General features: G+C 61.7%; 16 protein-coding genes, 1 tRNA gene and 1 pseudogene. 12 read left to right on the top strand and 6 right to left on the bottom strand.

Translation table 11 applies throughout. The features are described from left to right. Positions 1 to 1,741, bottom strand: a 1,741-nt coding sequence (locus WCB02_RS09660) for a PAS domain S-box protein (RefSeq protein ID WP_423957796.1), incomplete at its 3' end; no start/stop codon positions are given. Between the two features lie 280 nt (positions 1,742 to 2,021). Between WCB02_RS09660 and WCB02_RS09655 the strand changes: the two genes are divergently transcribed. Beyond that, on the top strand, positions 2,022 to 3,116 hold the full coding sequence (locus tag WCB02_RS09655; RefSeq protein ID WP_423957795.1) for a zinc-binding metallopeptidase family protein: 1,095 nt from the start codon (positions 2,022 to 2,024) through the stop codon (positions 3,114 to 3,116). 15 nt (positions 3,117 to 3,131) lie between these two features. On the opposite strand, the gene WCB02_RS09650 is transcribed toward WCB02_RS09655, so the two are convergent. Beyond that, entirely contained in the window at positions 3,132 to 3,503 is a 372-nt protein-coding gene (locus WCB02_RS09650) for a Crp/Fnr family transcriptional regulator (RefSeq protein WP_423957794.1), read from the bottom strand. A gap of 158 nt (positions 3,504 to 3,661) precedes the next feature. On the opposite strand from WCB02_RS09650, the gene WCB02_RS09645 reads away from it, so the two are divergent. The 5 genes from WCB02_RS09645 to WCB02_RS09625 all read left to right on the top strand — a co-directional run bounded on the left by WCB02_RS09645 (position 3,662) and on the right by WCB02_RS09625 (position 8,543). Next, on the top strand, positions 3,662 to 3,871 hold the full coding sequence (locus WCB02_RS09645; RefSeq protein WP_423957793.1) for a hypothetical protein: 210 nt from the start codon (positions 3,662 to 3,664) through the stop codon (positions 3,869 to 3,871). 142 nt (positions 3,872 to 4,013) lie between these two features. Continuing rightward, complete coding sequence (locus WCB02_RS09640) at positions 4,014 to 6,029, top strand: acetyl-CoA carboxylase biotin carboxylase subunit (protein ID WP_423957792.1); 2,016 nt, start codon at positions 4,014 to 4,016, stop codon at positions 6,027 to 6,029. A gap of 360 nt (positions 6,030 to 6,389) precedes the next feature. Beyond that, positions 6,390 to 7,268, top strand: coding sequence for a phosphatase PAP2 family protein (locus WCB02_RS09635; RefSeq protein ID WP_423957797.1), 879 nt, complete (start codon positions 6,390 to 6,392; stop codon positions 7,266 to 7,268). A gap of 112 nt (positions 7,269 to 7,380) precedes the next feature. Then, on the top strand, positions 7,381 to 8,247 hold the full coding sequence (locus WCB02_RS09630) for an isocitrate lyase/PEP mutase family protein (protein WP_423957791.1): 867 nt from the start codon (positions 7,381 to 7,383) through the stop codon (positions 8,245 to 8,247). Next, positions 8,244 to 8,543 (top strand): acylphosphatase, encoded by a 300-nt coding sequence (locus tag WCB02_RS09625; protein WP_423957790.1) that lies wholly within the window; start codon positions 8,244 to 8,246, stop codon positions 8,541 to 8,543. The genes WCB02_RS09630 and WCB02_RS09625 overlap by 4 nt, the downstream gene beginning before the upstream one ends. A 10-nt stretch (positions 8,544 to 8,553) precedes the next feature. Here the strand turns inward: WCB02_RS09625 and WCB02_RS09620 are convergent, their stop codons facing one another. Both WCB02_RS09620 and lipB read right to left on the bottom strand, forming a co-directional pair. Then, positions 8,554 to 10,074: an ATP-binding protein gene (locus WCB02_RS09620; RefSeq protein ID WP_423957789.1), complete on the bottom strand. Its 1,521-nt coding sequence runs from the start codon at positions 10,072 to 10,074 to the stop codon at positions 8,554 to 8,556. Positions 10,075 to 10,266: 192 nt separating this feature from the next. Beyond that, the gene (lipB, locus tag WCB02_RS09615; RefSeq protein WP_423957788.1) at positions 10,267 to 10,992 is read right to left on the bottom strand and encodes a lipoyl(octanoyl) transferase LipB; all 726 of its coding nucleotides are present in this window, start codon (positions 10,990 to 10,992) and stop codon (positions 10,267 to 10,269) included. 76 nt (positions 10,993 to 11,068) lie between these two features. Between lipB and WCB02_RS09610 the strand changes: the two genes are divergently transcribed. The 3 genes from WCB02_RS09610 (at position 11,069) to WCB02_RS09600 (ending at position 13,013) form a co-directional block, all read left to right on the top strand. Continuing rightward, a complete protein-coding gene (locus WCB02_RS09610; protein WP_423957787.1) occupies positions 11,069 to 11,311 on the top strand; it encodes a FliM/FliN family flagellar motor switch protein in 243 nt (80 codons plus the stop codon). Between the two features lie 128 nt (positions 11,312 to 11,439). Beyond that, positions 11,440 to 11,524 (top strand) — tRNA-Leu (locus tag WCB02_RS09605). Between the two features lie 139 nt (positions 11,525 to 11,663). Next, entirely contained in the window at positions 11,664 to 13,013 is a 1,350-nt protein-coding gene (locus WCB02_RS09600; RefSeq protein WP_423957786.1) for a DUF6538 domain-containing protein, read from the top strand. On the opposite strand, the gene WCB02_RS09595 is transcribed toward WCB02_RS09600, so the two are convergent. Then, a complete protein-coding gene (locus WCB02_RS09595; RefSeq protein WP_423957785.1) occupies positions 13,006 to 13,176 on the bottom strand; it encodes a hypothetical protein in 171 nt (56 codons plus the stop codon). The two genes, WCB02_RS09600 and WCB02_RS09595, sit on opposite strands and share 8 nt — an antisense overlap. A gap of 59 nt (positions 13,177 to 13,235) precedes the next feature. On the opposite strand from WCB02_RS09595, the gene WCB02_RS09590 reads away from it, so the two are divergent. Next, positions 13,236 to 13,397 carry a hypothetical protein gene (locus tag WCB02_RS09590; RefSeq protein WP_423957784.1) on the top strand — a complete coding sequence of 54 codons (162 nt, stop codon included), beginning with the start codon at positions 13,236 to 13,238 and terminating at the stop codon, positions 13,395 to 13,397. A gap of 1,240 nt (positions 13,398 to 14,637) precedes the next feature. Here WCB02_RS09590 and WCB02_RS09585 read toward each other — a convergent pair. Next, positions 14,638 to 14,940: a hypothetical protein gene (locus tag WCB02_RS09585; protein WP_423957783.1), complete on the bottom strand. Its 303-nt coding sequence runs from the start codon at positions 14,938 to 14,940 to the stop codon at positions 14,638 to 14,640. 519 nt (positions 14,941 to 15,459) lie between these two features. Here WCB02_RS09585 and WCB02_RS09580 point away from each other — a divergent pair. Together WCB02_RS09580 and WCB02_RS09575 are read left to right on the top strand one after the other, a co-directional pair. Continuing rightward, a pseudogene (locus WCB02_RS09580) lies at positions 15,460 to 16,059 on the top strand (methyl-accepting chemotaxis protein); the annotation flags it as partial. Positions 16,060 to 16,413: 354 nt separating this feature from the next. Continuing rightward, positions 16,414 to 16,611: a hypothetical protein gene (locus tag WCB02_RS09575; RefSeq protein WP_423957782.1), complete on the top strand. Its 198-nt coding sequence runs from the start codon at positions 16,414 to 16,416 to the stop codon at positions 16,609 to 16,611. Positions 16,612 to 16,707 lie beyond the last annotated feature (96 nt).

Here is a 16,707-nt window from a genome sequence, read left to right as displayed (position 1 = left end):
GGCCGTCATCGTTCATGGCGTCGCGGCCATTGATCGCCAGGTTGATCAGCGCGGTCTCGAATTGCGCGATGTCGGCGATGGTGAAGAGATCAGCATCGCCGACCTCGAGCTCGATCCGAATCCGGCTGCCGACCAGAGGGCGGATGAGCTGGACGACGTTTTCGACCTGCGCACCGACATCGAAGACCTGCGGCTTGAGCGGCTGGCGCCGTGCGAAGGCGAGCAGCTGCGCGGTCAGTTTGGACGCCCGCTCGACCGTCTCGGAAATCGCATCGACATAGCGGCGGCGGCGCTCTTCTGGCAATTCGCGGCGGCGCAGGAAATCGGTCGCCGAACGAATGATGGTCAGGAGATTGTTGAAGTCGTGCGCGACCCCGCCGGTGAGCTGGCCGACCGCCTCCATCTTCTGCGACTGGCGCAGCGCTTCCTCGCTCTGCCGGCGCTCGGTGATGTCGACGGCTTCCGGCACCGCGCCCGACACCTGGCCGTACTGATCGAACACGGGTCGAATCGAGAAATCGAAATAGCGGTCGCCGATCGGAAGATGCAGCAGCATGTCGGCCTGCGCCTGCCTACCGGCGAGCGCCTCGCTGAAGGCGTCGCGGACCGCCCGCGGCATGCCGTCGGTCGCGGTGAACCAGGGCGTCTCCCAGAGCTTCTTGCCGATCACGTCTGTCCCGTCGGAGCGGATGCCGGCAAGCGAGATCCGGTTGGCATAGAGCACCTTGCCCTCGAGGTCGAGCAGGCCCTGATAGAGATGGCTGGTCTCTAGCATGGCCCGCATCCTGGCTTCGCTGGATTGCAGCTGCGCGGTGCGCTCGGTAATGCGCTGCTCCAGCGTTTCGTTGAGCTTGCGCAATTCGATCTCGGCCTCTTTGGCCGCCGTGACGTCGTGGGCGACGCCGATGAAGCCGATATGCTGGCCGGTCGGATCCCAGCGCGGCTGCGACTCGGACCTGAGCCAGCGCCATTCGCCGTCCGCCCGCCGGTAGCGCGCCTCGAGCACGAACGGTTTCAGCGAGGCCTCTCCCGTGATCTGCTCCTGCAGGATGCGAGGCAGATCGTCGGGATGCAGCACCTTGCGCCAATCGAAGGCGATCGTCTGCTCGTAGGGAAGTCCGACAAAATCGACATAGGCCTGATTGGCGAAGGAGCGGGTGCGGTCGAGCTTGGTGACCCAGATCGGCACGGGCGCGCTGTTGGCGATCAGGCGGAAGCGCTGCTCGCTTTCGCGAAGTGTTTCCTGCGCCAGCATGCGATCCGTGATGTCGATATGCGCGCCGACCAGGCGCAGCGCACGGCCTGCTTCATCGCGTTCGATCTTCGCGATGACGCGGATCCAGCGCGTCTGGCCATCATCGGGCCTAATGATGCGGTATTCCGCGAGATAGTCGGTGTCCGTTCCCACGACCGCGTCAAGGAAATGCTTCTCTGTCTGCTCGCGGTCGTCGGGATGGATGCGGTTGACCCAATCCTCATGGCTCTCGCCTGCCGCCTCCGGCGGCAGGCCGTGGATGATGAGGTGTTCGGGTGATCGGCGGTTCTTGAAGCCGTCGCGAAGATCGACCTCGACGCCGCCGACCCGGCCGATCCGCTGAATCCGCGCGAGTTCGGCCTCGCGCTCCTGCAGCGCACGATGCGCCTGATCGCGCTCGCGCGCGATGTCTTCGAGGTTGCGGCGCAGGTATTCCGCAGCAGCGGTCTCGGGGAGGTGGATGTCAGAAGCGTCCGGGATGGTCATGCGGTTCCAACGCCATGTCACAAATCAATGAGTCTTCAAATGCGCTCCGCAATAAGGCTTGGCCACCGCCGGTCGGGTTCGGCTGAGCCACCGACCAAGAGAAGCTCGCCACATCGAGAGCTCGTGCGGCAGGGCTGCGGTTGCGGCAGGGCTGCGGTTGTGCGTCGGGGAAACGCGTCAATGAAACACGCCGTCCGCCAAATAGTTCCGCGCTGGGCGGAACGAAAGCGGCGTCGCGGAGTCGTCGCAGGCGCTTTTTTCTTAATCCAGGGGTATCGTCGTGAAGCTGTTCGCCTGCCAAGCCTGCGGAAACGTCGTCTATTTCGAGAACCGCAACTGCGGCCGTTGCGGTCATCGTCTCGCCTTTCTCCCGGAGAAAGTCACGCTGTCGGCAATCGAGCCGGCCGGCTCAACCTGGAGGACGCTGGCCGACGGCGGCGAGGGACGCGTGCTCTGTGCCAATGCCGAGCTCGACGCCTGCAACTGGCTGGCCGAGGCCGGTTCGGGCGAGCGCTACTGCCGCGCCTGCCGGCACAATGGAACGGTGCCAGATCTATCGGATCCCGTCCGCGTCGCTGCCTGGCGCGAACTGGAGGTCGCCAAGCACCGGCTATTCTACGCGTTGATCCGGTGGAATTTGCCGCTGAAGACTCGCGTCCAAGATCCCGCGCACGGGCTGACCTTCAATTTTCTCGCCGACAATCCGGCGCAGGGGCAGAAGATCATGACCGGCCATGACAACGGCCTGATCACGATCGCCCTGGCGGAAGCCGATGACATCGAGCGGGAAAAGCGAAGGCTCGAGATGGGTGAGCCCTACCGCACGCTGCTCGGGCATTTCCGTCACGAGGTCGGGCACTATTTCTGGGACGTGCTGGTGCGCGATGCCGGCCACCTGGAGGCGTGTCGCGCGCTGTTCGGCGATGATGCAATGGACTATGGCGAGGCGCTGCAGCGCCACTATGCCGAGGGGCCGCCGCCGGATTGGCAACAGCACTACGTCTCGGCCTACGCGACCACCCATCCCTGGGAAGATTTCGCCGAGACCTGGGCGCACTACCTCCATATCGTCGACACGTTGGAAATGGCCGCGGAATTCGGCCTCGAGGTCAAGCCGTCAGCCGACCACATCGGCGGGTTGTCCGCCCGCATCGCCTTCGATCCCTATCGGGCGGAGGACTTCGACACCATCGTCTCGGCGTGGCTGCCCTTCACCTTCGCCATGAACAGCGTGAACCGGGCGATGGGAACGCGCGATCTCTATCCCTTCATCCTGTCGCCGGCGGTCATCACCAAGCTCGGCTTCATCCACGACCTGGTGAAAGGGGTCGCCAAGCAAAGGTCAGCGAGCCCGCGCGTCGCCGCGCTGGTCTAGCTGCCTGCGCAGGGCTCAGCCGAATGTCTTGTTGGTGGCCCGCAGCCGCTCCGCCAGCACGCGCATCACCTTGAGAGCGAAATAAGGCGTCTGGCTGACCAGGAACAGGAACTGCTTTTCGGACACCGGGACCAGCTCTACATCGGTGATCGCAACGGCCGTCGCGCTGCGCGGCTGGTTGTCGATCAACGCCATCTCGCCGAAAATGTCGTTTGCTGCCAGTTCGGACAAAGTCCGGTTGCCGAGCTGGATTTGCACCTGGCCGCTCTTGATCACGAACAGTTCGCGCGCCTGCTCGCCCTCGCGGAAGATGATGCCGCCGGCCTTGATGAATTGCGTATCGACGGCGTGGCCCGTCAGAACGCCGAAGCCCATATCCTGCTGCACCTTGGCCCCCCTTTTGACAATATTGTGAAATGCTAGGGGACATCACATCAGGGGGCAAGAATACCCGGCATGAGGCTGTGGATGCTCGGACTTTCTGATTGACTTTATGAGAACAAAACTAGAACATTCGGACTTGCGATCCCGCAGGAAACAAGCTCATGTCCTCCAGCTCACAGCCAAATCGGGCGGACGATGACGAACTGGAGGCGGCGGTCGAGCAGGCGATCGCGGCCTGCGGCGGCAACCTGCGCGCCACCATCCGCGCGCTGATCGTCGCCAATGATTACCTGGAGTCCGAGGTCGGCGAGCTGATGAAGACCGTCTCCCGCGCATATGCGCGGGGCCGGTTTCGCGCCTATTCAGGCTGAACCGACGGGTCGGGCCGGCGCGTCGCAGCGGCGATTAGCCGGTTGCCTCCGGCGGATTTTGCTGTAGACGCAATTGTGACGTCCGTCCCCGCGTGCCAGATTGCGCGAGGCGGAACCCGCCCAGTCCGCAAGCAAGAAGCTCATGTTCAAGAAAATTTTGATCGCAAATCGCGGCGAGATCGCCTGCCGGGTGATGAAGACTGCCCGTCGCATGGGGATTGCGACGGTAGCCGTGTATTCGGAAGCAGATCGCGACGCGCTGCACGTCGAGATGGCCGACGAGGCCGTGCTGATCGGGCCTCCGGCGGCCGCAGAAAGCTATCTCCTGATCGACCGGATCGTCGATGCCTGCCGCCGGACCGGCGCGGAGGCCGTGCATCCCGGCTACGGCTTCCTGTCCGAGCGCGAGGCGTTTCCTCGCGCGCTGAACGAGGCCGGGGTCGTCTTCATCGGACCCAACCCGGACGCGATCGCCGCGATGGGCGACAAGATCGAATCCAAGAAGGCCGCGGCGAAAGCCGATGTCTCGACGGTGCCCGGTTTTCTCGGCGTGATCGAGAACGAGCGGCACGCGGTGAAGATCGCTGATGCCATCGGCTACCCCGTCATGATCAAGGCCTCCGCCGGCGGCGGCGGCAAGGGCATGCGGATCGCCCATTCGACTTCGGAGGTGGCCGAAGGTTTCAACCTCGCCAAGGCGGAAGCCAAGTCTTCCTTCGGCGACGACCGCGTCTTCATCGAGAAGTTCATCGTCGACCCCCGCCACATCGAAATCCAGGTGCTGGGCGACAAGCATGGCAACGTGATCTATCTCGGCGAGCGCGAGTGCTCGATCCAGCGCCGCAACCAGAAGGTCATCGAGGAAGCGCCGTCGCCGCTTCTGGACGAGACCACGCGCCGCAAGATGGGCGAGCAGGCGGTGGCGCTGGCGAAAGCCGTTAAATACGATTCCGCCGGCACGGTCGAGTTCGTCGCGGGACAGGACAAGAGCTTCTATTTCCTGGAGATGAACACCCGCCTGCAGGTCGAGCATCCCGTGACTGAACTCGTCACCGGCATCGACCTGGTCGAGCAGATGATCCGGGTTGCCGCCGGCGAAAAGCTCGAACTCGCGCAGCAGGATGTGGCGTTGACCGGCTGGGCGGTGGAGTCGCGGGTCTATGCCGAGGATCCGTTCCGCAACTTCCTGCCTTCGATCGGCCGACTGGTGAAATATCGCCCGCCGGCGGAGAGCAAGACGGACGGAATCACGGTCCGAAACGACACCGGCGTCCAGGAAGGCGGCGAGATCTCGATCTTCTACGATCCGATGATCGCAAAGCTCGTGACCCACGCGCCGTCGCGCGCGGCGGCGATCGAGGCGCAGTCGACCGCGCTCGACGCGTTCTATGTCGACGGTATCCGCCACAACATTCCGTTCCTGTCGGCGCTGATGAACCATCCGCGCTGGCGCGAGGGCAATCTCTCGACCGGCTTCATCGCGGAAGAATTTCCCAAAGGGTTTTCCGCGCCGGCGCCCGAAGGCGAGATCGCGCGGCGGCTCGCCGCCGTTGGCGCCGCGATTGATCATGTGCTCGGCGAGCGCAAACGGCAGATTTCCGGGCAGATGATCGGCCGCCCGGTGAAGCGCGAGGGCCGGCGCGCGGTCTGGCTCGGGCGCGACGAGATCGGCCTCGATGTCGCGCGCGAGAGCGGTGGCATCGCCGTTCGCTTCGTCGCCGCCGATGGCTCGATCGGCCATCCGCATCACCTGGTCTCGTCCTGGAAGCCGGGCGAGCCGGTCTGGCAGGGCAGCGTCGATGGGGCGGTCGTGGCGGTGCAGGTACGGCCGGTTCCGAACGGAGTCCGGCTGGCGCACCAGGGCGTCGAGATTCCCGTCTATGTCTTCACCGAAGCGGAAGCGACATCGGCTCGCCTGATGCCGGTGGTGACCGCCTCCGACACCGGCAAGAAGCTGTTGTGCCCGATGCCCGGGCTCGTGGTGTCGATCGCGGTAACCGAAGGGCAGGAGGTCAAGGCCGGCGAGACGCTCGCCGTAGTCGAGGCGATGAAGATGCAGAACGTACTGCGCGCCGAGCGCGACGGTACCGTGAAGAAGATCTATGCCACCCCCGGCGCCACGCTCGCCGTGGACGCGCTGATCCTGGAATTCGCGTAGAACGCCGCGCCCGTTGGCGTGGCCCCCGCTTGAGCAGGCCTGCCTTGTTCAAGGACGTTCGACACAACGACTCGTGCCTGAACCCTGATGGTTACCAGGAGTGGACCCCAAATGCGACCGGCGCTGGAAGCGCGAGCCGCGGAGTTTGCGCGATTGCCTTGCCGGTCATTCGCTTCGCACATCGCGACGCTATCGTCGTTTCAGGGATTCTTGGCAGATTGTTTCGGTTATCGATATCAACCATAAATAGTTTGTTAAAGGTGTTGAGGTACCGGGTGCCGCATGCACCCGTATTTTCCCGGTACCGCAGTTCTCCGAAATTCCCGCTTCTTGTGGTGTGGGGTCGGAGTACTCCTGTTGGTGACCTCCGCCGGCGTCTTCGCATCAGGCCTGAGCATCGACTTTGGCAGCAATCGGCCGCTCCTTGCGATGGCGATTGGCTATACTAGCCTCGCCTGGTTCTACCATCGCGTCCGCCCCGATGAACGTCTTTATCGGGTTCTCACGACAGTTGCCCAACTCGTCCTCATTCTGGTGCTTGGATTGGTGTTGAGCTATGCCGCCGCGGTGATGGCAATGTCGTATCGCGACGCCGAGCTACTCGCGATCGACAGATGGCTGGGTTTTGATCGCGCGAGTTATGTGCATGTCTTCACGGACCAGCCGTGGAAGATTCATCTTTCGAATTTCATCTATCTCTCCATGTTGCCGCAACTGGCGTTCGTTCCTCTCGTATTGGTGGTCGCAAATCGCATCGAACGTCTGCAGCAATTCGTCATGGCCTATGGTCTCGCCCTGGCCGCAACGATCGCGATATTCGTGTTTGTGCCTGCCGTCGGCGCCTTCGTTTACTGCGATCTCACGCCGGCTCAGTATGCAACCTTGCCGGCAGACATTTACACGCCGGCGCGGACTCTCGATGCCTTGCGCTCAGGTATGATGAAAACGATTTCTCTCAGCAATCTTGAAGGTTTGATCGCGTTTCCGAGTTTTCACACCGCCGCAGCCATCCTGGATGCGTGGGCACTTTGGCCGGTGAAGCCCATGCGCTGGCTGATCGTCCCACTCAACGTTGCAATGGTTGCGACCACGCCGATCGTTGGAGCACATTACGCCATTGATGTCGTCGCGGGTGCGGTGGTCACTCTCGCGTCGATTGCGGCAACCCGCCGCTTGTGCAGCAGCGAAATCGGGCTCGGCCCAGCGGCTTCCCCGCACGGATTTTGCCCGACTGCCTGAATCACGTCGATGCGCGCCCTGGGCACGCCCCTGGCAAAAGCGCCGCTCGGGACTTGATCCGGGGACAGATAACGGGTTTTGCTTCGTACCTGGAACAGAAGAGAATTTGGCCATGGCCTTCCGCAAGCGCCGCGAAGCATTGCGCTCGATCCTGTCGAGCCCATCCTGTGTCCGCCCCGGCTCGGTCTATGACGCGGTGTCGATCCGCATTGCCGAGGACCTCGGGTTCGAGGTCGGCATGTTCGGCGGCTCGGTCGCCTCGCTCGCGGTGCTCGGCGATCCCGATATCGCGCTGATCACGCTGACCGAACTCGCCGAGCAGATGCGGCGGATGTCGCGCGCGGCACAGCTTCCGGTGCTGGTCGATGCCGACCACGGCTATGGCAACGCCCTCAATGTCCGGCGCACCGTGCAGGAGCTGGAGGCGGCGGGCGCCGCCGGCCTCACCATCGAGGACACGCTGCTGCCGCAGGCCTATGGTGAAGCGAAGACGCAACTCATTTCGCTGCAGGAGGGCGTCGGCAAGATGAAGGCGGCACTCGACGGGCGCGATGATCCCTCGCTCGTGATCATGGCGCGCACGGGAGCCGCGTCGATCACCTCGCTCGGCGACGCCATCGAACGCGCCAGGGCCTACGAGGCAACCGGCGTCGACGCGTTGTTCTTCACCGGCATCAAGTCGCCTGCGGAACTGGAAGCGATCGCGGTTGCGACAGAGCTGCCGATCGTGCTCGGCGGCGCGCCGGAACAAATGACCGCGCCGGATTATCTGGCAGGCCAGCGGGTGCGGATCGCGCTGCAGGGCCACGCGCCGTTCGCGGCCGCTACTCAAGCGGTCTACGAGATACTTAAAGCATTGCGCGAGGGAACCTCGCCGAAACAATTGAAGGGGCTCGCATCAGGCGAGTTGACTGGCCGAGTGACCCGCGACGCCGCGACCAAGGCGCGGTTGGCCTCCTTCCTCGGGCTCAAGACGTGAGCCGCGCCATCATCCAGGTGTCGATCCGGGGCCGTGTGCAGGGCGTCGGCTACCGTTCCTGGGTGGAATATCAGGCGAAGGCGAGCGGGCTTGCGGGATGGGTGCGCAACCGGCAGGACGGCAGTGTTGAAGCGCTGTTCGCGGGGAATGCCAAGGCGGTGGCGGAGATGGTTGCGCTGTGCCGGCATGGTCCACCCGCGGCGCGGGTCACGGCGGTGCTGAATGAGCCGGCCGGCACCGAGCAGCTTGCGCTGCGGGCCGCCGGCGAGGGGTTTTCGGTGTTGCCGACGGTTTGAGGGATGGGCGTCAGCGCGGCAGCTTGGCGATCGCCTGGCTCAATTGGTGGATTTCATAGGGTTTGCGGAGAATGGAGAAATCGCCGCGGACAGTCGCCGCCGCGTCGCTATAGCCCGTCGCCAACAGCACCGGCAGGTCGGGACGGATCACCTTCAGGCGCCGCGCGAGGCCAAGCCCGTCCATCGCGCCGGGCATGATGATGTCGGAGAACACCAGATCGAAGCTCTCGCGCTCGATCTCGCGCAGCGCCGCTTCGGCGTCCGACACCAGTCGGACCGTATAGCCCAGTTGTTCGAGCAGGCTGGTGGTGGCGGAGGCGACGTCCGGATTGTCTTCCACCAGCAGCACGGTGCCGCTGCCGCCGACGTCCGCGAGAGTCGGCCGGTCGGGCTGCGGGCTGTTGCGGTCGCGCGGCAAGAGCAGTGTGACCTTGGTCCCTTTGCCGAGTTTGCTTTCCACCCTGACCGTGCCGCCGGCCTGATGCGCAAAGCCGTGAACCTGCGACAATCCGAGGCCGGTGCCTTTGCCGATCGGCTTGGTCGTGAAGAACGGATCGAAAATCCTGCCGAGGACGTCCGGGGCAATTCCGGTTCCGCTGTCCTCGACGCTGATGGCGACATAGTCGCCGGCCGCGGTATTGTCATCGAGCGTCACGTTTTGCGCGGTGATCGCGATCGTCCCGCCCCTCGGCATGGCGTCGCGCGCATTGATGGCGAGATTGACGAGCGCGGTCTCAAGTTCGGCGATATCGACGGTAACCGGCCAGGTCGCGCGCTCGATATCGAACGACAGGTTCACCGAGCCGCCGACGCCAGTGTCCAGCACCTCGCGCACGGCGGCGATCCGCTCGGCAATGTCGATCGGTTGCGGGTTGACGCTCTGCCGCCTCGCAAATGTCAGGAGCTGGCTGGTCAGGGCCGCGCCACGCCTCGTCGCGGTCTCGATGGCGGTGACCGCACGCTGCAGTTTGGCGTCGCTGCCGATCGCCTTTTTCAACGTGAAGATGCTGCCGGTGATCACCATCAACAGGTTGTTGAAGTCGTGCGCGACGCCGCCAGTGAGCTGACCGAGCGCGTCCAGTTTCTGCGATTCGGCAAGCTGCTGCTGCATCTGTTCGAGCTTGAGCTCGGCCTCGCGCCGCTCGGTGATGTCGCGGGTGATCTTGGCAAAGCCGATGAGTTGGCCATCTTCGGTAATGGGGTCGATGACCACGCTCGCCCAGAAGAAGGTGCCATCCTTGCGGACACGCCAGCCTTCTTCTTCATAGCGACCCTGTTCTCTGGCGATCTTGATGGCACGGGCCGGCTTGCCGTTGTTGCGATCCGCCTCGGTATAGAAACAGGAGAAGTGCCGGCCGACGATCTCGTCGGGCGCATAGCCCTTGATCCGTTGACCGCCGATATTCCAGCTCGTGATGATGCCAGTAGGGTCGAGCATGTAGAGCGCGTAATCAGCGACGCCTTCAACCAGAAGCCGGAAATTGCGTTCACTCTCGAATAAGTCCCTCTGCTGCTTGTCGTTTTGAGCCATTACCCCCTGCCTGAAGCAGCCTCAACGGGCTGAACGTGGATTTGTTCCCATGTCACTGGAACTTTCTGCATGGTCGCGAAACGTGTGTCGGGCCGCGAGCCGCTCAGCAACGGATTTGTGTTGCGGCATGAGACCTTGCGCAGTGCGTTTGACGCGATCTTTGAGGAGATCGCGAACCTGGCCGTCGCGGGTCTATGCAATCGCCTCCGGCAGCCGTGCACGGGTGGACCCGAAGACGTCCTCGAATGCGCGCCGCAGCGCGATGTCGACATCCGCCATGGTCACGGGATGGCCGAGATCGACCAGGCTGGTGACGCCATAGCGGGGGTCGGCGACCCCGCAGGGCACGATCGCCGAGAAGTGCGAAAGGTCCGGCTCGACATTGATGGCGATACCATGGAACGACACCCAGCGTTTCAGCCGCACGCCGATGGCCGCGATCTTGTCCTCGAAACCTTCGCCCTTGTCCGGCCGCTTCACCCAGACGCCGACGCGATCCTCGCGCCGCTCGCCGCGCACATTGAAGGCCGCCAGTGTGAGGATGATCCATTGCTCGAGCGCGGCAACATAGGCGCGGACGTCCGGCCGCCGACGCTTCAGGTCGAGCATCACATAGGCGATGCGCTGGCCAGGGCCATGATAGGTGAGCTGGCCGCCGCGACCGGTGGCGAAAAGGGGAAAGCGGGGGTCGAGCAGATCGTCGGCCTTGCCCGACGTGCCGGCGGTATAGAGCGGGGGGTGTTCCAGGAGCCATACCAGCTCCGGCGCCTCCTGGGTGGCGATCGCCGCCACGCGCGACTCCTGGCCTGCGACCGCTTCCAGATAATCCACAGGCAAATCCGAAATCCGCCACTCGGCCGCATTGCCGGGCGGCCCGGCAAAGGGCGTCAAATCGAGGCTTTGGCGATCATTAACCATTGCATAACCATAACGTGGTGATCTCTGGGCAGATCAGACTTTTCCAGCAACTTAGTTTCAGTTCGGCGGTTCGGAAGTGCCCACGCTCGATAAAGTCACCGTCGATCTCATGGTGGTGCTCGGGACCACGACCATGCCTATCCATCAGGTGATGCGGCTGTCCCGCGGCGCCATCATCGAACTGGACGCCACCGAGGCCGACGAGGTCAAGGTGCTCGCCAACAATCTGCCGATTGCGAGCGGGGTGGTGCTCGTCGATCGCAACCGGATCGCGGTCGAAGTCAAGCAGATGCTGCCGAAATCGCCCGGCAGCCGCTGAGCCCCCAAAAACCTGCGGCAAACCTCGGATTTGGGGGCCCGGCAGGCCTTGTCCCCCCAAGATCGATTTGTTACATCGGCGCCGTTGGTCCGGACCGGCACGGCACGATGCTCGGCCGGCCGACCTTTGCGCTCGTGGCGGAATTGGTAGACGCGCTGCCTTGAGGTGGCAGTGAGTAAAATCGTGGGGGTTCGAGTCCCTCCGAGCGCACCAAGAAATCGCCTCCGTTATCAACCCTAACCATCTGAAGAACAAGCGAAAGCCGAGATTCCGTTCCGGCTGCAAACTTGATTTCGCCTGAAATTGTGATACAAAGTGGGATACGTTTTGTGACACATGCCGAGGCGAGACGGTGGTACGGCAATGGCAACAGGACCGCTTTTTGCTCCTGCGCGACGGGCTCTATTACTATTGGAGACGCGTTCCGAAGTCCGTTGAGCATCTCGACGACCGTGCGCCGTTTATTCGCCATTCGCTCAAAACGGACGATCTCGCCGAGGCGCGCGCGAAGCGGGATTTGCTTGAACAAGCGGACCGCGCGTTTTGGGGGGCGTTGCTCACCGATGGCGACAACGCGAAGGCGCTCTCCGCCTATCAGGTGGCGAGGGCCCGCGCCGAGGCCCTGGGATTCACATACAAGCCAGCCAATGAGGTCGCGAACCTTCCGTTCGATGACATCCTGCGACGGATGACGACGATCGGCGACGTCCGAACCCCCGTGGCAGTCGAGACCGCGATACTCGGCGGCGTTGAGCAGCCGAAGATCAAAGTGTCCGATGCGTTCGACATCTTCTGCACCGAGATTAGGGCGGCCGAGCTTGCAGGTAAAAGCGAGAAGCAAAGGGAGCAATGGAAGAAGGTCAAGAAGCTTGCGGTGACATCGTTCATCGCGGTCGTCGGCGATCTGGCGATGGTCGACATCACGCGAGACCACGCCCGGCAATTCTATCAGCACTGGGTCAAGCGCCTCGCCCCAACAGACGGCAGTAAAAAGAAATCTGCCTCCTTGGGTAAGCGCCGTATGGGCGACATGAAGATTCTCTACGAGGAATACTTCAAGCACCTCGGAGACATCGACAGGCAAAATCCGTTCGATGGCCTTACCTTTAGCGAAAAATTCAAGCGATCGCGGCCGCCTTTCCCAATCGAGTGGGTGCGTGACAAGATATTCAAACCGGGTACACTCGCCGGCATGAACGCTGAAGCGCGCGGCATCGTGCTGGTGCTCAGCGAGACCGGTGCGCGGGGCGGGGAGATTTGCAATCTGCATAAAGACGTCATCAAGCTCGGCGACGCAGTTCCGCATATCCTTGTCGAACCGAGGCTTGACCCCGAAGATCCGCGCGAGATCAAGACCGTGTCGTCGATCCGGCGCATACCGCTTGTCGGCGTTGCGCTCGAAGTCATGAAGAAATTCCCAAATGGGTTCCCGAACTACAAGGAGAACGAGAATAATTTCTCGAGTACGGCGGGAAAGTTTTTCCGGGAGAACAAACTGTTTCCGACGAAGAAGCACGTCATCTATTCGCTCCGCCATACCTTTGAGGATCGCATGAAGGAGGCCAGGATTGACGATGAGCTTCGCAACATTCTGATGGGCCACACCGTTGACAGACCGAAATACGGGTCGGGCGGTTCGCTGAAGCTCTATAAGGAAGAGATGATGAAGATCGTCTTTCCGTTCGATCCAGCAATCATTTGAGGCGTTGGCGCGCGCGCTCCATTCGCGCTTCCGTGGCCCTGAGTTCTTCGAGTTTAGCCTCGATGCGTTCATATATCGGCAGGTACATGGCACCGCGTTTGCCGGCGCGGTCGATCGCGAGCGCGAGCCTGTCCAGGTGTTTCTCTAAAACCTCAACGCTCACCTCCACACGAAGCTTGTTACTATGAGATTCTCGACGGCGACGTCTCATGTGGCGCTGGGTTGAATGACTTGTCGTCCATTCAACGCGGCTTTCGCATCCGCCAAAAAGAGGCCGATCCGTCGGATCGCACAATCGGCCACAACGGCGAAGAAATACTGATCTTCAGCTTCGTGCTTTCAAGGGATCGCTCGTTATGGCTGTCAGGCTCGCTGCTGAAATAGGTGAGGGCGGTGACGGAGTCCGCCAATTTATGTTATTTTTTTATCACATAATTTCTGATTTTGTGAGAAAGTCCCACCTGTCGCCCCACGTCTAGTCGTCTCGCGTGCCGGTGGTGCAACGGCGCCGCTGTCGCACAAGCGGCCAGGATCGGCGGGACCTGATATCCGTGAGGCGCGGGTGACCGGCGGAGCTATATTACGTCTTGAGGATCGGCGACTCCAACATTCCTGTTCGAACGGGCGCGCGGATCGAGATGTCCAGGCTGAAGTTGGCAAGGGAAAGCATCTCCGTCTGCTCTGGTTCGGAACGCGCCCGTCAATAGTATCGAGAGCGCTAGCCGGCTCAGAAGAAGGGCGGGCTCGCCATCGACTGCTGAAATCTATCGCAGCTTTGGCGTCGGCCGCGGCAATCACCTGCTCGATGTTTGTGTTCGGCTGGGTTGGCCTTGCGCTGCTAGGGTTTTGAAAACAGTTCGGCAAGGCACATTCGAGACTGAACTGTCCGCGGGCATCGGAAGCTTTGTACCACATCCAGCAACTTATTTTTGCGGTGCCTGCCCCCCAATACTTGTTGCATTTAATGCCACCGTTGCGTTGCCTCGATCTCGTTGGAGCGCGGTGCGATCCACGAACAGTCGGATCGCTGGTGGCCATCTCGATTTCGTTGTCGCGGACGGGAGCCGTGATGTCGGAACGCGAAGCCCGCCGCTTCGCCAGCAACAGCGCGTTTTGTTACGGCGTCAGCTGAACGCGCGTATTGCACGCCGTTGTGGTCCCCCTTGCTCACCGCTGCGCGTGATACCAAAGCGCGCAGGATCTTCTTGATGAAGGGGTCCTATTCGAAATAGGCCTGCCCCCTCTCGCCGAGGCGAATCATGCCGATCAACCGCTCCCGGTTGACGACCAGCCGACTGAGCTCAAAGGGGAAGTACCACTGACAGAACGTCAAGGAACGCGATGGAACGGTAAAATATTCCACAGCGGTATGCAGATGTGCAACGATAGGCCGCATACCGGGCAAAACACGGCCTGCGCGGCATCTTTCTGATGGCGATGAACATGAAGCACGGCGTCGTGCTGTCTAAAATGAGGCAAGCACGATCTTTCTGCGGAGGAATCTTGACGACACCGTAATAATACCGGAACAGTACAACTTGACATTGCCGCGAGGCAATTCCCCCGTCTGTCCGTCTGGCGAAGCGTTGCCCCCATGTTTGCGTTGGTGTCTATAGCACGGCTCTTATTGCCGTGGGGTGAGCTGATCATTGGCGTCATTGCCGATACTGCCTTGTTGGCGCTTGGAATTTTCGCAATCATCGCGGCGTGCGTCTGGCTTTTGTGACAGTGCGATCCCGAACATCTTGACAGTAATGGTAGCGGTATCGATGCCGTGAGATACCACGCGGTAAGTGAACGGCCACGCCATAGGCACGCGGAAAGTCTGGTCAGACTCCTGCTCCTCCGCCGCCATCTCGGGATTTCTAAAACAGGCCACAACTGCGTAGGACTGCCCTTGCCAAGTCCTTTCGCTCTGCGCGGACATCTTGGCGAGGTCGCGCGATGTACATTGGCGGCGGATGAACGTAACTGGTCGAGACCAAGGCTTAGGAAAGATTAGGCCGCGACCTTGTCTTTCGTGCCCTTCATTAGGCCAGTACAACCGGATAGGCTTCAACGACGATTCGTTTCGGATCGCCCGGGCGAAGCGCCGGGATGGTGACGTTCGATGCTTCGTGCTCTTCGAGCTTCGAGCATGGGCATTTCCGTCTGATAGCGCCGGCAATGCAGTGTCTCGCCCCCTGAGCTACCAGATCCTATATACAGCCTCCGTGGGTTTCGTGCTCTGGGCGGCGGATGGGCGGGGGACCATCTGTTGCTCGGCCACCGGCCGACTTCTTCGATAACGCCTAATCGGCGAAGCGCGAACCGGGTTCAACACTTGGGGGGCTTGACTAAGAACTGACCCAAGAAACCTGCCGACTGCCAAGGCAATAATGAGGAACCTGCTCTCCGCTCGCGCGCGATCGGATGTGCCGAGCATTGTCGCGAAGTCCAGTGAGCGTATGCCAGCGATGTCACAAAGCACGTCCTTGTCCGCATGGGCAATGAGCGCGTACGCGCCATGATGGAGACGGTCGCGGCAGGCGCGGAGGAACTGAATGCTTCCGTGCGCAAGATTTCGGAGGCGATGCTGAAGTCCAGGGAAACGGCCCTGAACGCAGTCGACAAAGTCGCAATGGCCGATTGGCAGGCCACGCGTCTCACCGACGCCCCCCAGGCGATGAGCGGCATCGTCAAATTGATCGGCAACATCACGGGCCAGATCAACCTGCTGGCGCTCAACGCGACGATCGAGCCGGCGCGCGCCGGCGAGGCTGGCCGCGGTTTTGCTGTCGTCGCATCGGAGGTCAAGAGCCTCGCTAATCAGGCCAAACAGGCAACCGACAAGATCGGCTCGGAAATCGAAGGTCTGAACGCCATTTCCGGCGATGTCGTAACGGCGTTGGATTCGATCAAGCGGGCGATCTAGGACGTCAGCGAATACGTTACAACGACTGCCGCGGCCGTCGAAGAACAGAGCACCGTGACCGGTGAGATGTCGTCGAACACGCGGCGCGCTGCCACAGAAGCGACAGCGATTTCAGCTGGCGTCGCAAAATAGGGATTGCTGGACTTCTGGTAGGAGCTGCAAGAGTTGCGGGGCATTGTCATCAAAGCCTTCTGCCGTCGCGAAGACACCATGTGCCGCGTGCGGGTTGAGCAATTTGAAGCGATCAGCGCATTCCGGCAGCGGATCGGTTGCCCGTTTAAATACGGGACGTGCGACCGACTTCCGATCCCTTTACGAGATGTTTGCACAACGCGAAGCAGTATAATTACAGACGGCACCCCGTCCCCGCTCGTTCAAATTCGCGAAACATCTTGTGGCAGGACGTGGGCGGCGCTGCGACCCCAAACGACTCGAGAACTCGAACGCGTCGTTCGTGCCACCTCGTCGAACTGAAGAGCAAACCAGATGCCTCGATTGAAACTTTCCCTGAGCGCCAAGATCGGCCTGTCAAACGCTTTGATGGCGCTTCTCGTTTTTGCGACCGTCGGCGTGTCGATTGCCTTCATCCAAAAGCAAGTCGCCTCGGCTGATCGAATCAATGATCTCGCGGAACTGACATCGCGCGACCTTCCCGGACTGATGCTAAACGTTAAGAACATTTAACCCCGCGCACTTAAATTGATGGCCCACCCCGGTGGTTCTGAGCACGGTATCTGATGGGCAGCGGGGCATCGCCCTCACTGAGTGTGAGCGGCGGAG

This window comes from Bradyrhizobium sp., from assembly GCF_049581145.1.
In the GTDB taxonomy this organism is placed as follows: Bacteria; Pseudomonadota; Alphaproteobacteria; order Rhizobiales; family Xanthobacteraceae; genus Bradyrhizobium.
Note: the sequence above shows the minus strand (reverse complement) of the source record. Positions and strands in the feature narration are given on the sequence as shown.